Raw genomic sequence first — 21,848 nt, forward strand, 5'->3', positions numbered from 1 at the left:
ATTGCATTCGTATTGACTCGGGCTCCCGTCGATACAAGATCATTGCGGATGCCCAACACGAGACCCCACGCCCCCACTACGCCCCCAAATCAACGCGTGATGCGTGCGGCATCGCCGTGGCATTCCGCCAAGGCATACACCAATATGTCGAATATCCCAACTCGGTATACGTCACACCCCACTACGCCCCCAAATCAACGCGTGATGCGTGCGGCATCGCCACGGCAGAACATGAAGGCGTAACCAATACGTCGAATGTTCTGCCGTGGTGATGACGCTCCATCACGCGTTGATTTGGTATTCGCGGGCGATGAGGGTCCACAGCTCCTCCGCCGCTTGTTCGACGGTGGTGTTGGTGATGGTGACGTCGAATTCGGATTCGGCGGCGAGTTCGACTTTGGCGGTTTCGAGGCGTCGGGCCTGCTGGGCGGGGGTTTCGGTGCCGCGGCCGATGAGGCGGCGCTTGAGTTCGTCGAAGCTGGGGGGTGCGAGGAAGACGTAGAGGACGTCGAGGCCGAGTTCGGGGGCGCGCTGTTTGACGCGGCGGGCGCCTTGGAGGTCGATTTCGAGGATGGTGGGGGTGTTGGAGGCGAGGTGGTCGAGGACGGGTTGGAGGAGGGTGCCGTAGTGGGCCATGCCGTGGACGACGGCGGTTTCGAGGAATTCGCCGGCGGCTTCTTTGGCTTGGAATTCCTGTTCGGTGAGGAACCAGTAGTTGATGCCGTTGCGTTCACCGGGTCGGGGTGCACGGGTGGTGGCGGAGACGGAGACCCAGATGTCGGGATGCTGTTCGCGGAGTTTGGCTTCGACGGTGCCTTTGCCAACGGCGGTGGGTCCGGTGAGAACGATGAGTCGTCGGGGGGATGCGGGGGTGGGCATGGTTCTTCTCTCTTTCTGGGTTGGATGGGTTGGGACGACTGCACCCGGCTCCCCGCATGAAGGTGCGGGAGGCCGGGTGCGGATATGAAAAGAGTTCAGAGGTTGGTGGGACGGCTGTTGATCTTGAAACGATCATCGTCGCCGAGGATGTCGTTGCCACGGGCTACGGGTTTTGCCGGCTGCGTGGGGACGTATCGGGTGGATTTGACCTCGGTGGTGGGGGTGGAATGCTGGGCGGGCTGCGGCAGTGGCTTGATGTGCACCTGGGGAGCGGTGCCGTCGGCGAGGTGGGCGGCGCTGAGGGCCGGGTCGAGTCCAGGGTACTTGGGTTCGGGTTCTGTGGCCTTTTCCTTGTCGCCTTCCTCCATGGCTTCGTAGAGTGCCTGACGAACGTCGATGGCGATGGCCTCGGTGGCCGCGGAGAGATCGGCGATTTCAGGGCCCTTGGAGGAGATGGACCGGGAGACGGTGACGAGCACGTTGCCTTTGGTGCCTTTGAAGACGGTCTTGAGGTCCTTGGCTTCAGCACCCTGCCATCCGTAGCCGGGAGACAGGATCGGTCCGGTGAAGACGGAGGGATCGACACCGCTGGTCTTCATCCACTGGCCGATGGTGGCACCGATGATGAGGCCGACCGATCCCATGCCTTCCACTCCTTCATTGAAGTTCTGGGCGGCGTGGGCGACACCGTAGGCCACGGTCTGGCCGGGGAAGTCACCACGCTGGCGGATTGCGGACTGGAGGGAGATGCCTTCGGTGTTGGATGTGACGGATGCGACGAATACTCCCCTGCCGTTTTCAAGGGCTTCGCCGACCAGATTGGTCAGGGAACGGAAGCCGTAGTACGGCAGCAGGGTGATGGCGTCCGCCATCATGGGGGCATCGGGTTTGAGATAGGCGTCGGCGAGGGCCGACACGGTGGTGGGCAGACCGCCGCGCAGGCAGTCGACGATGGTGATGACGCCCATCTGGCGGGCGGCGAAGAGCGCACGCTCGAGCGCGGCGAATCCCTTGGATCCGTAGCGCTCGAACATGGGCATCTGGAATTTCACGGCTGCGGCACGGCCTTGAGCGGCCTGCAGCATGCGCATGGCGAATAACTCGGCACCTTTCGCATCGACGTTATAGCCCCATTTGGCGAGGAGCTTGCGATGCGGATCGATGCCGACGCACAGAGGTCCATACATGTCCATGGACGCCTTGAGTCGTTTACCGAATTCCGAACGTTGGACGATAGTCTGGGCCTCTGCTGCTGTCATTTGAGTTCGCGCCTTTCCAGTTCGAACAGCTGCTGAGCATGTTCCTGAATGCTCAGAATCTGATAATCCTGCTTCTTTACTGCCTCGATCGCCAGCAGCACCGCCGAGAACTCAGTGATGGTGGTGAACTGCGGGAGATCGGCGGCGATGGCAGCCGCACGAATGGAGTATCCATCCGAACGGGAGCCACGCGAGTTGGGGGTGTTCAGCACCATGTCGATCTTGCCCTCTTCGATGAGCTCGACGACATTCTTTCCGGTGCTGCCTTCGGCATGACGCACCTTGGTCTCGTCGGAATCGAGACGTCCGGTGATCTTGTCGACAATATTGGATTCGATGCCGTAGCGACGCAGCACGGATGCGGTGCCTTCGGTGGCCCAGATATGGAATCCAAGCTCGACCAGACGTACAGCCATCAGCGGCAGCTGACGCTTGTCGGTATCGTTGACCGAGATGAACACGTTGCCGCTGGTCGGCAGGCCACCGTCGTAGGCAGCGAGCTGGCTCTTGGCGAACGCGTGCGGGAAGTCACGGTCGAAGCCCATGACCTCACCGGTGGAACGCATCTCAGGTCCGAGAAGGATGTCAACGGTCTTGCCGACCGGCGTGCGGAAGCGCTTGAACGGCAGCACGGACTCCTTGACGGCGACCGGCTGTCCACGACGCACGTCACCACCGTCGCCGTGAGGCAGCAGCAGACCGTTGGCGCGCTGATCGGCGATGGTCTCGCCGGCCATGATGCGAGCCGCGGCCTTGGCCAGCGGGGTGCCGGTGGCCTTGGACGCGAACGGCACGGTACGGGATGCACGGGGGTTGGCCTCGATCACGTACAGGGTGTTCGACATGAATGCGTACTGCACGTTGACCAGACCGCGCACGTTGCAGCCGCGGGAGATGGCCAACGTGGCCTCGCGCAGACGACGGATCTGATCGTCGGACAGCGTGCTCGGAGGAAGTGTGCATGCGGCGTCGCCGGAGTGGACACCGGCCTCCTCCACGTGCTCCATGATTCCGCCGATGTACAGTTCCTCGCCGTCGAACAGGGCGTCGACGTCGATTTCGATGGCGTCGGACAGGAACTTGTCGATGAGCAACGGGGACGGCAGACGACCGGAGACGACCATGTCGGCCTTGGCTTCGTCGAGGGCGCGAGCCACGTACTTATGCAGCTGTGCGTCATCGTACACGATCTCCATGCCGCGGCCACCGAGCACGTAGCTCGGACGGACCAGCACCGGGTAGCCGATGTTGTTGGCGGCTTCCTGTGCCTCTTCGAGGCTCAGCGCGGTACCGTAACGCGGTGCGTTGAGGCCTTCCTTGCGCAACACTTCGCCGAAAAGCTCACGGTTCTCGGCAAGATCGATGGCTTCCGGCGTGGTTCCGAGGATCGGGACGCCGGCGGCCTTGAGTCGGGCCGCGAGCGACAGCGGCGTCTGACCGCCGAGCTGCACGATCACACCCTTGATCGGGCCCATTTCCTTCTCGGCCTCGTAGATCTCGAGCACATCCTCGAAGGTGAGGGGCTCGAAGTACAGGCGATCGGACATGTCGTAGTCGGTGGACACGGTCTCAGGATTGCAGTTCACCATGATGGTGTCGTAATCCTTGCCGAGCTCCTGCACGGCGTGCACACAGGTGTAGTCGAACTCGATGCCCTGACCGATGCGGTTCGGGCCGGAGCCGAGGATGATCACGGCCTCGCGGTCGCGCGGACGGAGTTCGGACTCGTCGGCGTAGCAGCTGTAGTAGTACGGCGTGACGGCGTCGAACTCGGCGGCGCAGGTATCCACGGTCTTGTACACGGGGTGCAGACCGTAGGTCCAGCGAAGCTCGCGGATGGTGTTCTCGCCTTCGTCGCCCAGACCACGCAGGTGTGCGATCTGCACGTCGGACAGGCCGGCCTTCTTGCCCTTCTTCAGCAGTGCCGGGGTGAGGGTCTTGGCGGCCTTGATCTCCAGAGCGGTCTGGTCGATCAGCAGGAGCTGAGCGATGAACCACGGATCGATCTTGGTCGCCTCGAAGATCTGCTCGGCGCTGGCACCGCCCCAGATGGCACGCTGCACCTGCTGGTAGCGGTGCTCGGTCGGCACCTTGATCTTCTCAAGCAGATCGGCGACCTCGGCGGCGTCCGGCTTCTCGCCGTCCCAGCTGAAGGCCATGTGACGCTTGTCGATGGAGCGCATGGCCTTGCCCAGGGACTCCTGGAAGTTGCCGCCGAGGGCCATGGCCTCGCCGACGGACTTCATGGAGGTGGTGAGGCGCTGCTCGGCGCCGGGGAACTTCTCGAATGCGAAACGCGGCACCTTGGTGACCACGTAGTCGATGGTCGGCTCGAAGCTGGCCGGCGTGGACTGCGTGATGTCGTTGCGAATCTCATCAAGCGTGTAGCCGAGTGCCAGCTTGGTGGCGATCTTGGCGATCGGGAAGCCGGTGGCCTTGGACGCCAAGGCGGAGGAACGGCTCACGCGCGGGTTCATTTCGATGACGATGATGCGGCCGGTCTCGGGGTGCACGGCGAACTGGATGTTGCAGCCACCGGTATCCACGCCCACACCACGGATGATGGCGATGCCGATGTCACGCAGCTTCTGGTATTCACGATCGGTGAGAGTGAAGCACGGAGCCACGGTGATCGAGTCACCGGTGTGCACGCCGACGGGGTCCACGTTCTCGATCGGGCAGACGACGACCACATTGTCCTTGCGGTCGCGCATGAGCTCGAGCTCGAATTCCTTCCAGCCTTCAATGCCTTCCTCGATCAGCACCTCGTCCGTGGGCGAGTAGTGGATGCCTGCGCCGGCGATGCGGTGCAGCTCCTCCTCGTCGTGGGCGATGCCGGAACCGAGACCACCCATGGTGAAGCTCGGGCGCACGACCAGCGGGTAGCCAAGCGTGTCGGCGATGCGGTCGCACTCCTCAAGGGAGTGCGCGATGAAGGATCGCGCGGATTCGGCACCGGCCTCGTCCACGACCTTCTTGAAGAGCTCACGGTCCTCGCCACGGTCGATGGCCTCCAAGGAGGCACCGATCAGTTCGACGTTGTACTTCTTGAGCACGCCGGCCTCGCCGAGCGCCATGGCGGCGTTCAGGGCCGTCTGTCCACCCAGGGTGGGCAGCAGGGCGTCGGGGCGTTCCTTGGCGATGATCTTCTCGAGGATCGGAACGCTGATCGGCTCGATGTACGTGGCGTCGGCCATTTCCGGATCGGTCATGATGGTGGCCGGGTTGGAATTCACCAGAATCACACGGATGCCCTCTTCACGAAGCACGCGGCATGCCTGCGTTCCGGAATAATCGAACTCCGCGGCCTGGCCGATGACGATCGGGCCGGAACCGATGACCATTACGGAGTGAATATCGGTGCGCTTAGGCATTGACACTACCTTCCTTGGAATCCTTGTGATTGAGCATGAGATCGACGAAGCGATCAAACAGATACGACGCGTCGTGCGGGCCGGCGGCGGCCTCGGGATGATACTGCACGGAGAACGCCGGAATGTCGAGGCATTCGAGGCCTTCGACAACATCGTCGTTGAGATCGACGTGGCTGACGCGGGCCTTGCCGTAGTGGCCGTTGTCATACGGGGTGACGATGGTTTCACCGATCGGTGCGTCGACGGCGAAGCCATGGTTGTGGGCGGTGACCTCCACCTTGCCGGTGGTCAGGTCCTTGACCGGCTGGTTGATGCCGCGGTGTCCGAACTTGAGCTTGTACGTGCCGAATCCGAGTGCGCGGCCCAGCAGCTGGTTGCCGAAGCAGATGCCGAAGAACGGATAGCCGGCGTCGAGCACCTTACGCAGCAGGTCCACGGTGTCGTCGGCGGTGGACGGATCGCCGGGGCCGTTGGAGAAGAAGACACCGGTGGGGTTCATGGCCTGAATCTGCTCGAACGTGGTGGTCATCGGCACGACATGGACGCGGCAGCCGCGCTCAGCCAGACGATGCGGCGTCATGGACTTGATGCCAAGATCCACGGCGACGACGGTGGCCAGAGGATCCTTGCCTTCGAATTCGCCAGTGGGCTCCACGGTGTAGGTCTCCTTGGTGGAGACTTCCGGTCCGAGGTTCGCGCCGCTCATGGTGGGCTGTGCAGCCACCTTGGCAAGCAGTACGTCGACCGGAACGATCTTGCCCGACTCGTCGGTCAGGGCGTCGCCGGAGAAGATGCCGGCGCGCATCACGCCTGCCGAACGCAGGTGACGGACCAGCTTGCGGGTGTCGATATCGCAGATGCCGACGATGTGCTCCGCCTGCAGATCATCATCGAGGCTGCCAGTGGCGCGCCAGTTGCTCACCACCGGGCTGGGGTCACGCACCACATAGCCAGACACCCAGATACGTGAGGACTCGGGATCCTCACGGTTCACGCCGGTATCACCGATGTGGGGGAATGTTTGGACGACGATCTGACGATCATAACTCGGGTCGGTCAGCGTTTCCTGGTAGCCGGTCATGCCCGTGGCGAAAACAATCTCGCCAAAGGTCTCGCCGACGGCTCCATATGGCTGGCCGACGTAGACCTGCCCATCCTCGAGGACGAGAACGGCATTCGTTGCATCATAGCTACCCACGGCAGTGGGCTCGGACTCGTTGAGGCTCACTAAATCCCCCTTAACAGCGGATTATCTCTGAAATCACCATACCCACGGGCGTGGATATAGGCGATGTTCAGTCATTGACGTTTTCTTGATTTTCTTCGGATTTCGCGGCCACTGCGGTCAGCAGGCCGTGAATGAAGTTGGGCGATTCGGCGTCGCACAGCGTCTTCGCGAGCGATAGCGCCTCATCGATGGCCACTCCTGCGGGAACCTCGTCGTTGTAGACGATCTCCCACGCTGCGATGCGCATGATGTTGCGGTCGACCACCGGCATACGGGAGACCTTCCAGCTGGTGGAGCACTCCCCTAGCAGCTGGTCGATGTCCTTGCGGTGTTCGGCAACGCCACGCACGATCTCGATGGCGTACTCGGGCAGCGGCGTCTGTGCGCCGGGGTGTTCGATGCGCTCAGCAAGAAGGGACAGGATGTCCTGTCCCTTCTCGTCGGCTTCATACAACGTATTCAGAGCCCTTTTGCGGGCGGTGGAACGTGCCATGAAGGTATGATCCCCTTACGATCAGTTCTCGCGACCGAGGTAGGAACCGTCGCGGGTGTCGACCTTGATCTTCTCGCCCTCGTTGATGAACAGCGGAACCTGAACCTCCGCACCGGTCTCGACGGTGGCGGGCTTGGTGCCAGCGTTGGAACGGTTGCCCTGCAGACCGGGCTCGGTGTGCGTCACGGTCAGCACGACGGAGGCGGGCAGTTCCACGCTCAGCGGGGTGCCATCGTGGAAGGACACGATGCAGTCGGTGCCTTCCAGCAGGAACTTGGAGTCGACAAGGTCACGCGGGATCATGATCTGATCGTAGGATTCCATATCCATGAAGACGAAGTTGTCACCGTCCTCGTAGGAGTACTGCAGCGTGCGGTTGTCGACGGTCTCGAACTGAATCTTCATACCGGCGTTGAAAGTCTTGTCGACGATCTTGCCCGACAGCACGTTCTTGATGGTGGTACGCACGAAGGCGGGGCCCTTGCCCGGCTTGACGTGCTGGAACTTGATGACGGTCCACAGCTGGCCGTCGAGGTTCAGTACGGAACCGTTTTTGATGTCATTGGTAGTCTGTGCCACGTTCACTCACCTATTTCATATTGATTACAGTGGAGCTTAAAATAGCCTTGGCTATTATGCCATACCGTCTATACAGGTATGTTCATGCTCCGTTCATATATTTGCTTTTATATAAGAAAATGCCTCGGACCCAATGGATCCGAGGCATTTTCTATTGCGCTAGTTCAAGCGTGTCGATCCGTCTGAAGAAAATCAGGCGAGGATCTTGGTGACACGGCCCGAGCCGACGGTGTGGCCACCCTCGCGCACAGCGAAGGTCAGGCCTTCCTCCATAGCGATCGGCTGGATCAGCTCGACCGTGAAGGTGGCGTGATCGCCGGGCTGGACCATCTCGACGCCTTCCGGCAGGGTGATGACGCCGGTGACGTCGGTGGTGCGGAAGTAGAACTGCGGACGGTAGTTGGAGAAGAACGGCGAGTGACGGCCGCCCTCATCCTTGGTCAGCACGTAGACTTCGCCCTCGAACTTGGTGTGCGGAGTGACAGAGCCCGGAGCGGCCACAACCTGGCCACGCTCCACGTCGGTACGACCGAGACCACGGAGCAGCAGACCGGTGTTGTCACCAGCCTCGCACTCGTCCATCTGCTTGTGGAAGGTCTCGATGGAGGTGACGGTGGTGCTCTGGGTGTCACGGACACCAACGATCTCAACCGGGGTGTTGATGGCGAGCTTACCGCGCTCCACACGACCGGTGACAACGGTACCACGGCCGGAGATGGTGAAGACGTCCTCGATCGGCATCAGGAACGGCTTGTCGAGGTCGTGGACCGGGGTCGGGATGTATTCGTCGACAGCGTCCATGAGCTTCTTGATCTGCTCAACCCACTTCTCGTGGTCCGGAGCGTCGTCGTGCAGAGCGCCGTAGGCGGACACGTGGATGACCGGGCAGTCACGATCGAAGCCGTTCTCCTCGAGGAGGTCACGGACCTCTTCCTCGACGAGCTCGATGAGCTCCTCATCGTCGACCATATCGCACTTGTTCAGGGCGACCAGGATCTTCGGCACACCAACCTGACGGGCGAGCAGCACGTGCTCGCGGGTCTGGGCCATCGGGCCGTCGGTGGCGGCCACAACGAGGATGGCACCATCCATCTGGGCAGCACCGGTGATCATGTTCTTCACGAAGTCGGCGTGGCCCGGGCAGTCGACGTGAGCGTAGTGACGCTTCGCGGTCTGGTACTCGATGTGGGAGATGTTGATGGTAATACCACGAGCAGCCTCTTCCGGAGCGGAATCGATCTGGTTGAAGTCGTACTCCGGGTTGATGTCCGGGAACTCCTCGTGCAGCACCTTGGAGATGGCGGCGGTCAGAGTGGTCTTACCGTGATCGACGTGGCCGATGGTACCAATGTTAACGTGCGGCTTAGTACGCTCGTACTTTTCCTTTGCCATGTGTTTTTGTCCTCCTGGACGTCTCGTAGTTTGCCTGTGCAAACCATGCACAAGACACTCTCGACATATTACTGGGTTTTTTGGATTTACGCCACTATATGCGCCTGTCGCCCCAGCGAACAGTAGAAATTCTACTGTCCGCCGAAGACGAAACGGCGCATGGCGTGGCGCTGATCACCGACTATGAATGCCGGTGATCATAGCGTGGCTCACTCGCCGCGCTGGGCCTTGATGATCTCGTCCGAGACGCTCTTCGGCACCTCGGCGTAGGAGTCCATCTGCATGGTGAACATGGCGCGGCCCTGGGTCTTGGAACGCAGGTCGCCGATGTAGCCGAACATCTCGCTCAGCGGCACCTTGGCGTCGATGACCTTGACGCCGGCGGCGTCGGTCATGGACTGGATGTTGCCACGACGCTGGTTCAGATCGCCGATGACGTCGCCCATGTACTCCTCAGGAGTACGCACCTCGACGGCCATGATGGGCTCGAGGATGACGGGCTTGGCCTTCGGAGCAGCCTCCTTGAACGCCATGGAACCGGCGATCTTGAAGGCCATTTCGGAGGAATCGACCGGGTGCATGGCACCGTCGGTGACGGTTGCCTTGACGCCCACGACCGGGAAGCCGGCGAGCACACCGGATTCCATGGCTTCCTTGACGCCGTCCTCGATCGGCTTGATGAACTCGCCCGAGATGTGGCCACCGGTGACGGTGTTCTCGAACTGGAAGGTCTCGCCGGCCTCGGTATCGAGCGGCTCGAAGTTCATCAGGACCTTTGCGAACTGGCCGGAACCACCGGTCTGCTTCTTGTGGGTGTATTCCTGGTTCATGACGGCCTTGCGGATGGTCTCGCGGTAGGCCACCTGCGGCTTGCCCTGGTTGCACTCCACCTTGAACTCGCGACGCATACGGTCGACGATGATGTCGAGCTGGAGCTCACCCATGCCGGAGATCAGGGTCTGGCCGGACTCTTCGTCGGTCTTCACCTGGAAGGTCGGGTCCTCTTCGGAGAGCTTCGCCAGAGCGATGCCCATCTTCTCCTGATCGGCCTTGGTCTTCGGCTCCACAGCCACCTCGATCACAGGATCGGGGAAGGTCATGGAATCGAGGGTGATCGGGTTGGCCAGATCGCACAGGGTGTCACCAGTGGTGACGTTCTTCAGGCCCACGAAGGTGTAGATGTTACCGGCGGACGCGGAGTCCATCGGGTTTTCCTTGTCGGCGTGCATCTGGAAGATCTTGCCGATGCGCTCCTTCTTCTCGCGGGTGGAGTCAAGCACGGAATCGCCCTGCTTGACCTCGCCGGAGTAGACGCGCACGAACACCAGCTTGCCGTAGAACGGGTGGGTGGAGATCTTGAAGACCAGCGCGGCGAACGGATCATCCTTGGTGGGCTTGCGGTCGATCTCGACGGACTCGTCACCGGGCTTGAAGCCCCTGATGGCCGGCACGTCCTCGGGGGACGGCAGGTAGTCGATGACGGCGTCCAGCATCGGCTGCACACCCTTGTCCTTGAAGGCGGAACCGCAGAACACCGGGAAGGCCTCACGGTTGATGGTGAGCTTGCGCACGGCGGCACGGATCTCTTCCTTGGTGATCTCCTCGCCGCCGAAGTACTTCTCCATCAGCGCATCGTCGGTCTCGGCAACGGTCTCAAGGAGCTGGGTGTGGTACTGCTCAGCCTTCTCCTTGTACTCGTCCGGAATCGGGTCCATGTTGTAGTGGGCACCCAGCTCGTCGCCGGTGTTCCAGTCGTAGGCCTTCATCTCAACGAGGTCGATGACGCCGGTGAAATCGTTTTCGGCACCCATCGGGATCTGCATGACGAGCGGGTTGGCACCCAGCTTCTCCTTGATGGTGTCCACCGAGTAGTAGAAGTTGGCACCCAGCTTGTCCATCTTGTTGATGAAGCAGATACGCGGGACGGAGTACTTATCGGCCTGACGCCACACGGTCTCGGACTGCGGCTCCACACCTTCCTTGCCATCGAACACGGCAACGGCACCATCGAGCACGCGCAGGGAGCGCTCCACCTCGGCCGTGAAGTCCACGTGGCCAGGGGTATCGATGATGTTGATCTGGAACTTGTCCTCGGTGTCGTGGGTCTGGCGGTTCCAGAAGCAGGTGGTAGCAGCGGACTGAATGGTGATACCGCGCTCCTGCTCCTGAGCCATGAAGTCCATCGTCGCGGCGCCATCGTGCACCTCGCCGATCTTGTAGTTCACGCCGGTGTAATAGAGGATACGTTCCGTCGTCGTGGTCTTACCGGCATCGATGTGAGCCATGATGCCGATGTTGCGAACCTTGTGCAGGTCCGAAAGCACCTCTTGTGCCATGGGTATTCCTTAACTCTTATCCGAACGAAATTACCAGCGGTAATGAGCGAAGGCCTTGTTAGCCTCTGCCATCTTATGAGTATCCTCGCGACGCTTGACAGAAGCACCGAGGCCGTTGGAGGCATCGAGGATCTCGTTGGCCAGACGCTCGGCCATGGTCTTCTCACGACGGGCGCGGGAGAAGTCGGTCAGCCAGCGCAGCGACAGGGTGTTGGCGCGGTTCGGCTTGACCTCGACCGGCACCTGGTAGGTGGCGCCACCGACTCGGCGGGAACGCACCTCGAGGGACGGACGAATGTTGTCCAGAGCGCGCTTCAGCACGGAAACGGGCTCCTGATCGGTCTTCTCCTTGACGATATCGAGCGCGGAGTACACGATGTTCTCGGCGATCGACTTCTTGCCGTCGAGCAGAATCTTGTTGATGAGCTGAGCAACCACCGTCGAACCGTAGATCGGATCGGGCAGGAGCTGGTGCTTCTTAGCGGGTCCTTTACGTGACATTTCTCTTACTTCGCCTTCTTTGCTCCGTACAGGGAACGACCCTGCTTGCGGTCCTTGACACCCTGGGTATCGAGCGCGCCACGCACGATGTGGTAACGCACACCCGGCAGATCCTTCACACGGCCGCCGCGCACGAGCACGATGGAGTGCTCCTGCAGGTTGTGGCCCTCGCCCGGAATGTAGGCGGTGACTTCGATGCCGGAGGAAAGGCGCACACGGGCGACCTTACGCAGTGCCGAGTTCGGCTTCTTCGGGGTGGTGGTGTAGACACGGGTGCACACGCCGCGACGCAGCGGGCTGCCCTTCAGCGCCAAGGTCTTCGACTTCTTGGGCTTCGGCTGACGTCCCTTACGGACGAGCTGTTCAATCGTAGGCAACTTAAGTTCTCCGATTCACATGGATTACTGTTCTTCTGTGGAGCCGCCACGCCGCGGCATGAAGACACGTTCCATGAATCGGAAAGTCGTATCAGCCACAGTCCACCGGCCCGATGGCCCTTCATCCTCAACTCGCCGTTACCGGTTCGTTTCCGTGGAATCCGGGATGTCCCACTCGAACGCAGCCCTAACATATGCCGCGTTAATGGCACACACAAATATTGATTATATCACAAGGCACGACTTTGCGACACGCCGAACATCCCGCCCATCGCATCGTCGGGAAAAGGATGCGCATGGCCGATGACGATGCCGGTCTTGCCCCGGTCACGTCATCGGCAACACGCATCGAATCACAACTCAAAACCGAGCTCGCGGGCGGCGTCGGTGGGCACCGGATCCTCGCACCAGTAGTCCTCAAGGTTGTCGTAGGTGGTCAGGCTGCGGATCTCGGCCTTGTCGATGTACAGTTCGCCACTGAGATGATCGGTCTCATGCTGGAAGATGCGTGCCGGCCAGCCGTGCAGCTGTTCCTTGTGGTGCTGGCCGTTCTCGTCGTCCCACTCGGCGGTGATGTCGAGCCAACGACGCCGCACCGCCTGATATCCGTCAAAGCTCAGGCAGCCCTCATAGAAGCTGGCAGTCTTCTCCCCCACCGGCGTGTACACGGGGTTGATAATCACGTGGAACGGGAATTCGGCCACCTCGCGGGGATCGTCCTCGTCGTCGCGCACATGGTCCTCCACCACGGCGAGGGCGAGCCCCAGCCCGATCTGTGTGGCGGCGAGGCCGACGCCGGGAGCCTCGATCATGGTGTGACGCATGGTCTCGATGAGCTTCTTCAGTGTGTTCTTCGTCAGCTGACCGGTATAGCGCGCGGTCTGCTGACGCAGCACGGGCTCTCCCGCCTGCACGATGGGCAGCAGACCATCGTTGGCCCTGGCGTCCTTGAGCATGAGTTCCACATCGCGATTGAGGCCCATGTCAATCTTGGTGTTCTTTCCAAACATAACGATTCTCCTTTGAGTCAGTACCTTGCTGAGTCAGTACCCTGCCTCGCTGAGTCGATGATTCGAATCAGCGAGGCGGTAAGTGCACAGGCCGTTGAACGGCTCGCGCCCCGCACCGTCGCAACCGACGGCGAGAGGCGCGAGCATACGCGCGACACGCGCGGAATCGGACCCGATGAAGGTGTTACAGGGCGAGTTCGTCGGCCACGACCTGGGCCAGACGCGCGCACACCTCGTCGGCCTGCTCCTGCGTGGCGGCCTCGGCCATCACACGGACCAGCGGCTCGGTGCCGGACGGGCGCAGCAGCACGCGGCCGGTGTCGCCGAGCAGCTTCGATTCGCGCTCCACGGCGGCCTGCACCTTGGCGTTCGTGTTGGCGGCCATCTTGTCGACGTTCGGCACGTTGACAAGCTGCTGCGGCAGCTGCGGGAAGTCGGCGGCCAGTTCCTTGAGGCTCTTGCCGGACTTGACGACCTCGTTGCACAGCGTCAGCGCGGTAAGCGTGCCGTCGCCCGTGGTCGCGAACTCACGGTTGATCACGTGGCCGGACTGCTCGCCGCCCAGCGAATAGTTGCCCTTGAGCATTTCCTCGAGCACATAGCGATCACCCACGCTGGTCTGCACGGTCTTGATGCCCATGTCCTTGAGCGCCAGCTTGAGGCCGAGGTTGCTCATCACGGTCACGACGAGCGTGTCGTGGTTGAGCTTGCCCTCACGCTTCTTGGCACGGGCCAGAATGCCCATGATCTGATCGCCGTTGACCATGTTGCCATCCTCGTCCACGGCGAGGCAACGGTCGGCGTCACCGTCGAACGCCACACCCATCACCGCGTCGGACGCCTTGACCATGGCCTGCAGCTGCTCGGGATGCGTGCTGCCGGCGTGCTTGTTGATGTTGTAGCCGTCCGGGGACGCATTGATGACGATCACGTCGGCACCCGCGCGACGCAGAGCCGTCGGGGCCACGACGGAGGTGGCGCCGTTGGCGCAGTCGGCCACGATCTTCAGACCCTTCAGCGGCTTGGTCTGCGTCTTGTCGTCGTTCAGCGGCGCGATGGAGGAGACCAGATGGTCGATGTACAGCTTGGTGGCGGTTTCCGTATCGTGCGAGATGCGGCCCACGCCGGCACCGGTGGGGCGATCCCAGTCCTTGCCGAGCACCGCCTCGATCTCGTCCTCCTTGGCGTCGGGCAGCTTGAAGCCGCCGCGGGCGAAGAACTTGATGCCGTTGTCGGGCATGGGATTGTGCGACGCGGAGATCACGGCACCCATCTCAACGTTCAGCACGGATGTGAGATAGGCCACGCCGGGCGTGGGGATGATGCCGGCGTCGATGACGTCGAATCCACCGGCGCTCATGCCGGCCGACAGCGCGGCGGCGAGGAAGTCGCCAGAGACACGCGTATCGCGGCCCACCAACGCACGTCGGCGTCCTTCGCTTTGGTCATCGCCCAGCACTCGCACGGCCGCATCGCCAAGATCAAGCGCCAACTGAGCGGTCAGATCACGGTTCGCCAATCCACGAACACCATCGGTTCCGAACATCTTCGGCATATTGCCATACCCTCTATCTGAAAAAGAAGCATTACCGAGCACCATGGTACTCATGGACATGCCTGCGCTACGCCATGCCGCATGAATACTGCCCGTTTTCATCGCATTTGCCCTGCGAACCTCGCAACGACGACGGAGTCGTTCGCACGGCCGCGCACCGACGTCGTTCGTGCGCCCGCCACGCCGACGACGGACCGCATGAACCGTATGATGTGTGGTATTCGATATCCGATCGAGGGGAGCATGATGGGCGACGGCGCAATGCGGCAGGACGGCGTGCTGGTGAGGATCACGGGATACGACGAGGGGCGCGTGCACTACTACGGCGTGATGCCGAACGGCCACGCCACGCAACTGACCTTTCCTCATCAGGAGGTGCTCGACATCGGCGACGTGATGCTGGTGGGCACGGATTTCTATGTGAAGGCGCCGGAATCGGCCTGGCCGCTGAAATCCCGCGTCGGCGTGGTCCGGCGTGCCCTTGACGACTGCGTCATACTGGAGACCTCCGATGGGCTGGAGATCCTAGAGGGCGATTATCCGCAATCCATCATGCCGGGCAACACCGTGGAGTTCACCGATCTGTTCGGCATCGAACGGGTGCTGTGGCCCACGGCGATCAGACCCGGCGAAAGCGACCATGACGACGACATCAAGCAGTACCGGATCACCCCAAGTGATGATCCGTCACTGACTTTCGCATCGTTCGGCGGATACGAGCAGGTCATCGTCCGCGCCAAGGAGCTGATCGAAACCCAGTTGGGCAACAGCGCACAGATGCGCGCGATCGGCGCGAAACCGATCAAGGGTGTGATCTTCACCGGGGCACCGGGAACCGGCAAGACCCATCTGGCGAGGATCATCGCCAATGTGGCCGACGCGCAGTTCTACCTCGTCTCCGGACCGACCATCGTCAGCAAATACGTGGGCGACAGCGAGGAGACGCTGCGCATGATCTTCGCCGCCGCGCAAAGCGATCGGCGGGCCATTATCTTCTTCGATGAGATCGACTCCATCGCCGGGTCCCGCGACGCCGACACGAACGGCGTGGGCAAGCGTCTGGTGGCGCAACTGCTGACGTTGATGGACGGATTCGCATCCAAGGGCAATGTGGTGGTGGTCGCGGCGACCAACCGCATCGAGGACGTCGACCCGGCGCTGCTGCGTCCGGGACGGTTCGATTGGCAGATTCCGTTCCCGATGCCAAGTGAGCATGACCGGCTGGGGATTCTGCGCGTGCAGGAGCGCGCGCTCCGAACCGAAGGGGAACTGCCACTGGCCGATATCGCCGCCCGCACCGAGGGCTGGAGCGGTGCCGAGGTGTGCGCCATATGGACCGAGGCGGCGCTGGTCGCGGCCAAGGATAATCGCGGTGCGATCCGGTCGGATGATCTCATGACCGCGTTCGAACGGGTTGAACGCCGTCCGGAGCTGCGCCGGCACAGGATGTGAACGCGCGACGCGAATCTGCGCGAATAGACGAATGGGGGGCCGCCCTGCTCCGGATGCTTCCGGACCGGGACGAGCCCCCATATTCGTTTGCCGATCTGTTTCCGCACGATCCGGTCGATAACGATAACCACGTCAGATCATTATCAACCGGATCGTGAGAATCATCAGATCGCCGAATCACCAGCTCATCGAATCACCAGATCATCGAATCACCAGCTCATCGAATCACCAGATCATCGAATCACTCACTGGCCTTGGCGTAGAGCTTGCCGCCCTGGGCGCGGAACTTCTCGCTCATCTGGTCCATGCCCGCGGCGATGTCCTCGGCGCTCATGGCGGCACCGGACCGCACGCCGCTGTCGGCGACCGCCTGAGCGGCCACATCGACGGCCGGCACCTTGCCGGAGATGGTGTCCTGCACCAGCTGCTCCTGCTGCGCCGCGTTGCCGAACTTCTTGCGGATGTTCTGGCTGATGGCCATGGAACAGAACTTCGGTCCGCACATGGAGCAGAAGTGCGCCATCTTGGCCGGCTCGGCGGGCAGCGTCTCGTCGTGGAAGGCGATGGCGGTGTCCGGATCGTAGGCAAGGTTAAACTGGTCGAGCCAACGGAATTCGAAACGCGCCTTGGAGATCGCGAGATCGCGGTCCTGGGCGTGCGGATGATGCTTGGCGATGTCGGCCGCGTGGCAGGCGATCTTGTAGGCGATCACACCCTGCTTCACATCGTCCTTGTTCGGCAGACCGAGGTGTTCCTTCGGCGTGACGTAGCACAGCATGGCCGTGCCGTAGCGGGCGATCTCCACACCGCCGATGGCGGAGGTGATGTGATCGTAGCCGGGTGCCGTATCGGTGGTAAGCGGTCCGAGCGTGTAGAACGGAGCGCCGGAGCATACCGCCTTCTCCAGTTCGATGTTCATGCGCACGGTGTCGAACGGAATGTGGCCCGGGCCCTCGATCATCACCTGCACATCCTTGGCCCAGGCGCGCTGGGTGAGCTCACCCAGAGTCATGAGCTCAGCCAGCTGGGCGGCATCGTTGGCATCGGCCAGCGACCCCGGACGCAGACCGTCGCCCAATGAGAACGCCACGTCGTACTTGGCGAAGATGTCGCACAGTTCGTCGAAGTGCGTGTACAGGAAGCTTTCCTGATGGTGCTGCAGGCACCACTCGGCCATGATCGAACCGCCACGAGAGACGATGCCGGTCACGCGGTTGGCGGTAAGCGGCACGAAGCGCAGCAGCACGCCCGCGTGGATGGTCATGTAGTCCACGCCCTGCTCGCACTGCTCGATCACAGTGTCGCGGAACAGCTCCCAACTGAGCTTGGAGGCGTCGTCCTCCACCTTCTCGAGGGCCTGATACATCGGCACGGTGCCGATCGGAACCGGGGAGTTGCGCAGGATCCATTCGCGCGTGGTGTGAATATCGTTGCCGGTGGACAGGTCCATCACGGTGTCGGCACCCCACTTGGTGGCCCACGTGAGCTTCTCCACCTCCTCATCGATGGAGCTGGTAACCGCGGAGTTGCCCATGTTGGCGTTGAGCTTGGTGAGGAACTTCTCGCCGATGATCATCGGCTCAGCCTCGGGGTGGTTGATGTTGCACGGCATGACGGCGTGGCCGGATGCCAGCTCCGAACGCACGAGCTCTACATCGCAGTTCTCGCGCTCGGCGACGAACTTCATTTCGGGGGTGATGATGCCGTGGCGGGCGTACCACATCTGGGTAACCGGATGGTCCTTGGCCTTCATCGGGTTGTGACGGCGGCCTCGCCATTCCTTGGTGGCCTTGCCGCGCTTCATGGCGCGCTTGCCGTCATCGGCGAGATTGCGACGACGACCCTCGTACTCCTCGACATCGCCACGGTCCTTGATCCATGCGAGGCGAAGAGGCTGCAGGCCCTCCTTCGGATCGCACTTGGGGCCTTCGGTGCTGTAGTCGATGAACGGCGGGTTCGGTCCGACTCCGGGGGTGTCGGACAGCTTGATCTCGGTGTACGGCACTTCCAGATCGTAGGTGCCGTGCTGGTTTTCGAAATGCACGGTCTTGGTCTTGCGGATGTGCGCCTTGTCACGCTGCTTGGAATCGCGGGCGGCGATGTCGACGCGCTGCTGCTTGGTGAGCTTGGCGGCGGCCTTGGCATCCTTGGCGTTGGTGAACTTCTTCTCGGCGGCGGGTTCGGCCGAGGTTTCGGCGGCAGGCTTCTCGTCACGCTTGGCATAACCGTGACGGGCGTCACCACGCACCGACTTCCACGCGTCCACCATGGCCTGGGTTGCGGCCTGCGGATCCGACGCCTCGGTAATCGCCTTGGTGACGAACCATCCGGCGGCCTTGGTCCCGGCCAGCGTGGCGATGTCGTCGACGGTCACTCCCCCGCCGACCGCCACCGGGTACACGCAGGCCGTGGCCATGGTGTTCACACGATCCACGGTGAGCAGTGTACCGTGCTCGTCGGCGGCCGATGCGGCCTCGAGCTCGGGGGTGGCCATGTGGAACGGGGTGGCCGCGATGTAGTCGATGCATCCCTCCGGGATCTCGTTGAGGATCGGCACCAGACCTTCGATCTCGGCGGACAGGCCGATGATGGCGTCATCGCCGAGCAGTTCACGTGCCTCGCGCGGTTCCACATCGTTCGGCCCCAGATGGACACCGTCGACCTTGATGCCCTTGTTGCGGCACTGCCAGACGACGTCGGCACGGCCGTCGAGCACCAGGGCGACGGAATCCGATTTGTCGTTGTCCTCGATGATCTGGGCCACATCCTGGGCCAGACCGGCGAGATCACGGGCGGTGACGTGGCGTGCGGAAACGCGGATGAACGTCACTCCGCCACGCAGCGCGTCGTCCACCACATCGGTGATGACGCTATTGGCAATGTCCTGCGGTCCTACGACGAGCGATGCTGACAGATCGAAACCGTCACGCATCGAAACGTAGGGGAACCGTTGTGATTGTGCAGGATTCTGCATGAACTTTCCTAACTTCCTACGGCGGCATTACCCGACCAGGTTCTACGGTCTCGGACGCTTTCCGATCTCAGCCCTCGCATTTGGGCACCCGTGTGGACATGATTCACGCTAGCACTGCATACCGCGATTCCCCATATTGATCTGGCGTGTCGCACCGGCTTGTGGTATTTGACCGCCGTCATTACACGACGGTCGCCAATCACAGACCGAACAATGCCTTGACCCGGGCAAGGATGCCTTCCTGGGACGACTTGTCACCGGAGCCATCGGCATCGGTCGCGGCGGAGTCATTGGCTTTGTCGCCCGTGTCCGGTTTGTCGACACCGGACACCACGTAGGTAAACTGCACGCGATCCACGTTGGTATTGTCGGGCGCGACGAACGAATGCGGCGTGAAACCGGTACCGAGTTTGTCGTCAATGGTCTTCTGCAGTTCGTCGAGCACCTTGCGGTCGATGCCGTTGACGGATTCGGCGAGCGCCGCATTCCCTTCGGCGAGGGTTCGGGTGCCGGAGGCCGCCGTCTGCGCTCCTTCGGCCAGTTGACTGGCACCTGACTTGGCGTTTTGCGTTCCGTCGGCCAGTTCGCTTGTCCCCTGTGCGAGTGTTGACGCGCCGGAATGGAGCGTGGACGCTCCCGTTGCAAGGGTTCCGGAGCCTGAGGCGAGTTCGGATGCGCCCGCATTGACTGCGGCGGATCCGTCCGCGACCTGCTTGGCTGCGGTGTTCAGTGCGTCCAGCGAGTCGGATGGCATGGCGTTCAGTCCCTGTGCGACCTGATTCATGCCGTTGGCGAGCTGTGCGGCACCGCCGGCGACGGTGGAGGATTGCGTGGCGTCGAATTGGTTGTTCAGTGTTGCGGCACCGGTGTTGAGCGAGTCGATGCCATCGCCGAGCTGGGCGTATCCGTCGGATGCCTGCTTGAGCGTCTGGGCGCTACCGGTGTAGGCGCCGGCCGTTTGGTTGGCTTTGGCGAACGCTTCGATGGCCTGATTAAGCGCCGCCTGCTTGTCGGCGTTCTGCGGATCGACGACGTAGGCCTGCAGTGCGGTCTGCATTTGCTGCTGGGCGGCAGCGGCCTGCTGCGCCGCCTGCTGCGCGGCGGTTTCTGCGGTCTGCTGGCTTTGTTTCAGTGTTGTCTGGTACTGGCTGCTTCCAGTGCTGAGTGCACCGATGCCGCTGTGGAGGTTCTGCCAGCCGTCCTTCAGCGTCGGCTGTGAGGGGTCGTTGCTGGATTCGCCAAGCTGGTGGGCGAGCGTGTTCGCGCCTGAGGTCAGCTGTGGCACTGCCGCGGAGACAGCGCCGACACCGGTGGTGAGTGCGTTGACGCCGTTGGCGAGCTGTTGCGAACCGGAGGCCAGCGTCTGTGTGCCTTGGGCGAGTGACGTGGCACCCTGTTGGACACCCTGTGCACCGGCGGCGAGCGAGCCGGTTCCGTCCGCCAATTGCGAGGCTCCGGTGTTCACACTGCTCGCGCCATTGTGCAGCGCGGCGAGGCCCTGATCGAGCGTGTTCGCGCCGGATGCCAAGGTCGCGTTCCCATCGGCGAGCTGCGATGAACCGTCGGCGAGCTGGGTGGTGGCGTCTTCAAGCTTGCTGGTCTGTTCGGTGAGTTTCGAGGTGTCCTGCGAGCTCAGGTCGATGGCGAGGTCGAGGTTCATGCCGGCGATCTGCCATCCGGAGTATTGGAAGTCCTTGGCGGTGCCGTGGATGTGGAATGTCTGGGATTCCCCGGGCAGCACCATGGCCGAGACCACGGTGTTGCTGCCGGATGTCGCCAACGTGGCGTCGGAGTCGGTGATGTCATAGGCGTTTTGCGGGAACGTACCCTGCGCCTGCAGCACGTAGCTTTCGGAGAAGTCCTTGACGGTGTCATCGTCGTTGGCGTTGATGGCGAGCGTGATGTCGAGGTCGCCGTTCCTGCCCGCAAGGTCATCGGGGTCGATGGTCGTGCCGTCGAGCGTATAGGTGATCGCGATGGTCCATGGCAGGGTGGTGTCTGCAGCCATGTCCCCCTGGTAGTAGAACGGCTGGTCGGCGGTGGTGGTCAGTGATACGTGACCATCCTTCTGCTGGAGTTTCTGGTCCGTCGTCAGGTTGGTGACGTTCGTGTAGTCGGATGGATCGTCGATGTCGGTTGCGGCGTTCGCATCGAACACGTTGACGACGTAGATGCCCTGTGCGGCACCGTCGGCCGCGGTTTTGACATAGACGACCTCGTTTTTCTTGCCGGATGACGGCTCTCCGATCGCGGAGGCGTCGGCTACGGTGCGCGTGGCGGATGCCGCCGTCGCGGATGCCGCCGCGGACGGCTCCCCGGCCGAGGCGACGCCGATGCCGAAGATGGATGCGGTCAGCACGGCGATGGCGGATGATGCGGCGACGATGGATCGCAGCGAACCGCCGGATGACATGTGCATCATGGGAAAACTCCTTAGTT

The 21,848-nt window shown here is 62.1% G+C and carries 14 protein-coding genes, 1 pseudogene and 1 riboswitch; of the genes and pseudogenes, 1 reads left to right on the top strand and 14 read right to left on the bottom strand.

All coding sequences use genetic code 11. The annotated features are described in order from the left end of the window. Positions 1–282: 282 nt before the first annotated feature. The 12 genes and pseudogenes from gmk to glmM form a co-directional block, all read right to left on the bottom strand. Entirely contained in the window at positions 283–879 is a 597-nt protein-coding gene (gmk, locus tag BTIS_RS03795; protein ID WP_094662794.1) for a guanylate kinase, read from the bottom strand. A 344-nt stretch (positions 880–1,223) separates the two neighbouring features. Continuing rightward, a pseudogene (gene pyrF / locus BTIS_RS03800) lies at positions 1,224–2,072 on the bottom strand (orotidine-5'-phosphate decarboxylase); the annotation flags it as partial. A gap of 62 nt (positions 2,073–2,134) precedes the next feature. Next, positions 2,135–5,512, bottom strand: a complete 3,378-nt coding sequence (carB, locus tag BTIS_RS03805; protein ID WP_094662798.1) for a carbamoyl-phosphate synthase large subunit — start codon at positions 5,510–5,512, stop codon at positions 2,135–2,137. Beyond that, on the bottom strand, positions 5,505–6,740 hold the full coding sequence (carA, locus tag BTIS_RS03810; protein ID WP_245819257.1) for a glutamine-hydrolyzing carbamoyl-phosphate synthase small subunit: 1,236 nt from the start codon (positions 6,738–6,740) through the stop codon (positions 5,505–5,507). The genes carB and carA overlap by 8 nt, the downstream gene beginning before the upstream one ends. Positions 6,741–6,807: 67 nt before the next feature. Beyond that, positions 6,808–7,233 (bottom strand): transcription antitermination factor NusB, encoded by a 426-nt coding sequence (gene nusB, locus BTIS_RS03815; RefSeq protein WP_094662800.1) that lies wholly within the window; start codon positions 7,231–7,233, stop codon positions 6,808–6,810. 21 nt (positions 7,234–7,254) lie between these two features. Then, positions 7,255–7,812, bottom strand: a complete 558-nt coding sequence (gene efp / locus BTIS_RS03820; protein WP_094663098.1) for an elongation factor P — start codon at positions 7,810–7,812, stop codon at positions 7,255–7,257. Between the two features lie 192 nt (positions 7,813–8,004). Next, entirely contained in the window at positions 8,005–9,204 is a 1,200-nt protein-coding gene (gene tuf, locus BTIS_RS03825) for an elongation factor Tu (RefSeq protein ID WP_094662801.1), read from the bottom strand. A gap of 209 nt (positions 9,205–9,413) precedes the next feature. Continuing rightward, positions 9,414–11,540: an elongation factor G gene (gene fusA / locus BTIS_RS03830; RefSeq protein WP_094662803.1), complete on the bottom strand. Its 2,127-nt coding sequence runs from the start codon at positions 11,538–11,540 to the stop codon at positions 9,414–9,416. Positions 11,541–11,570: 30 nt separating this feature from the next. Beyond that, complete coding sequence (gene rpsG, locus BTIS_RS03835) at positions 11,571–12,041, bottom strand: 30S ribosomal protein S7 (protein WP_093960335.1); 471 nt, start codon at positions 12,039–12,041, stop codon at positions 11,571–11,573. A gap of 5 nt (positions 12,042–12,046) precedes the next feature. Beyond that, positions 12,047–12,418: a 30S ribosomal protein S12 gene (gene rpsL, locus BTIS_RS03840; RefSeq protein ID WP_093960336.1), complete on the bottom strand. Its 372-nt coding sequence runs from the start codon at positions 12,416–12,418 to the stop codon at positions 12,047–12,049. A 353-nt stretch (positions 12,419–12,771) separates the two neighbouring features. Next, a complete protein-coding gene (locus BTIS_RS03845) occupies positions 12,772–13,428 on the bottom strand; it encodes a peptide deformylase (protein WP_094662805.1) in 657 nt (218 codons plus the stop codon). 184 nt (positions 13,429–13,612) lie between these two features. Next, entirely contained in the window at positions 13,613–14,983 is a 1,371-nt protein-coding gene (gene glmM, locus BTIS_RS03850; RefSeq protein WP_094662807.1) for a phosphoglucosamine mutase, read from the bottom strand. A 243-nt stretch (positions 14,984–15,226) separates the two neighbouring features. Between glmM and BTIS_RS03855 the strand changes: the two genes are divergently transcribed. After that, a complete protein-coding gene (locus BTIS_RS03855; protein WP_094662809.1) occupies positions 15,227–16,435 on the top strand; it encodes an ATP-binding protein in 1,209 nt (402 codons plus the stop codon). Positions 16,436–16,676: 241 nt separating this feature from the next. On the opposite strand, the gene thiC is transcribed toward BTIS_RS03855, so the two are convergent. Beyond that, positions 16,677–19,409, bottom strand: coding sequence for a phosphomethylpyrimidine synthase ThiC (gene thiC / locus BTIS_RS03860; protein WP_245819259.1), 2,733 nt, complete (start codon positions 19,407–19,409; stop codon positions 16,677–16,679). Further along, positions 19,406–19,511: riboswitch (TPP riboswitch) on the bottom strand. Its footprint overlaps the gene before it by 4 nt. A 97-nt stretch (positions 19,512–19,608) precedes the next feature. Next, the gene (locus BTIS_RS03865) at positions 19,609–21,831 is read right to left on the bottom strand and encodes a YhgE/Pip domain-containing protein (RefSeq protein WP_094662813.1); all 2,223 of its coding nucleotides are present in this window, start codon (positions 21,829–21,831) and stop codon (positions 19,609–19,611) included. Between the last annotated feature and the right edge of the window lie 17 nt (positions 21,832–21,848).

It is taken from the genome of Bifidobacterium tissieri (assembly GCF_002259645.1).
GTDB lineage: Bacteria > Actinomycetota > Actinomycetes > Actinomycetales > Bifidobacteriaceae > Galliscardovia > Galliscardovia tissieri.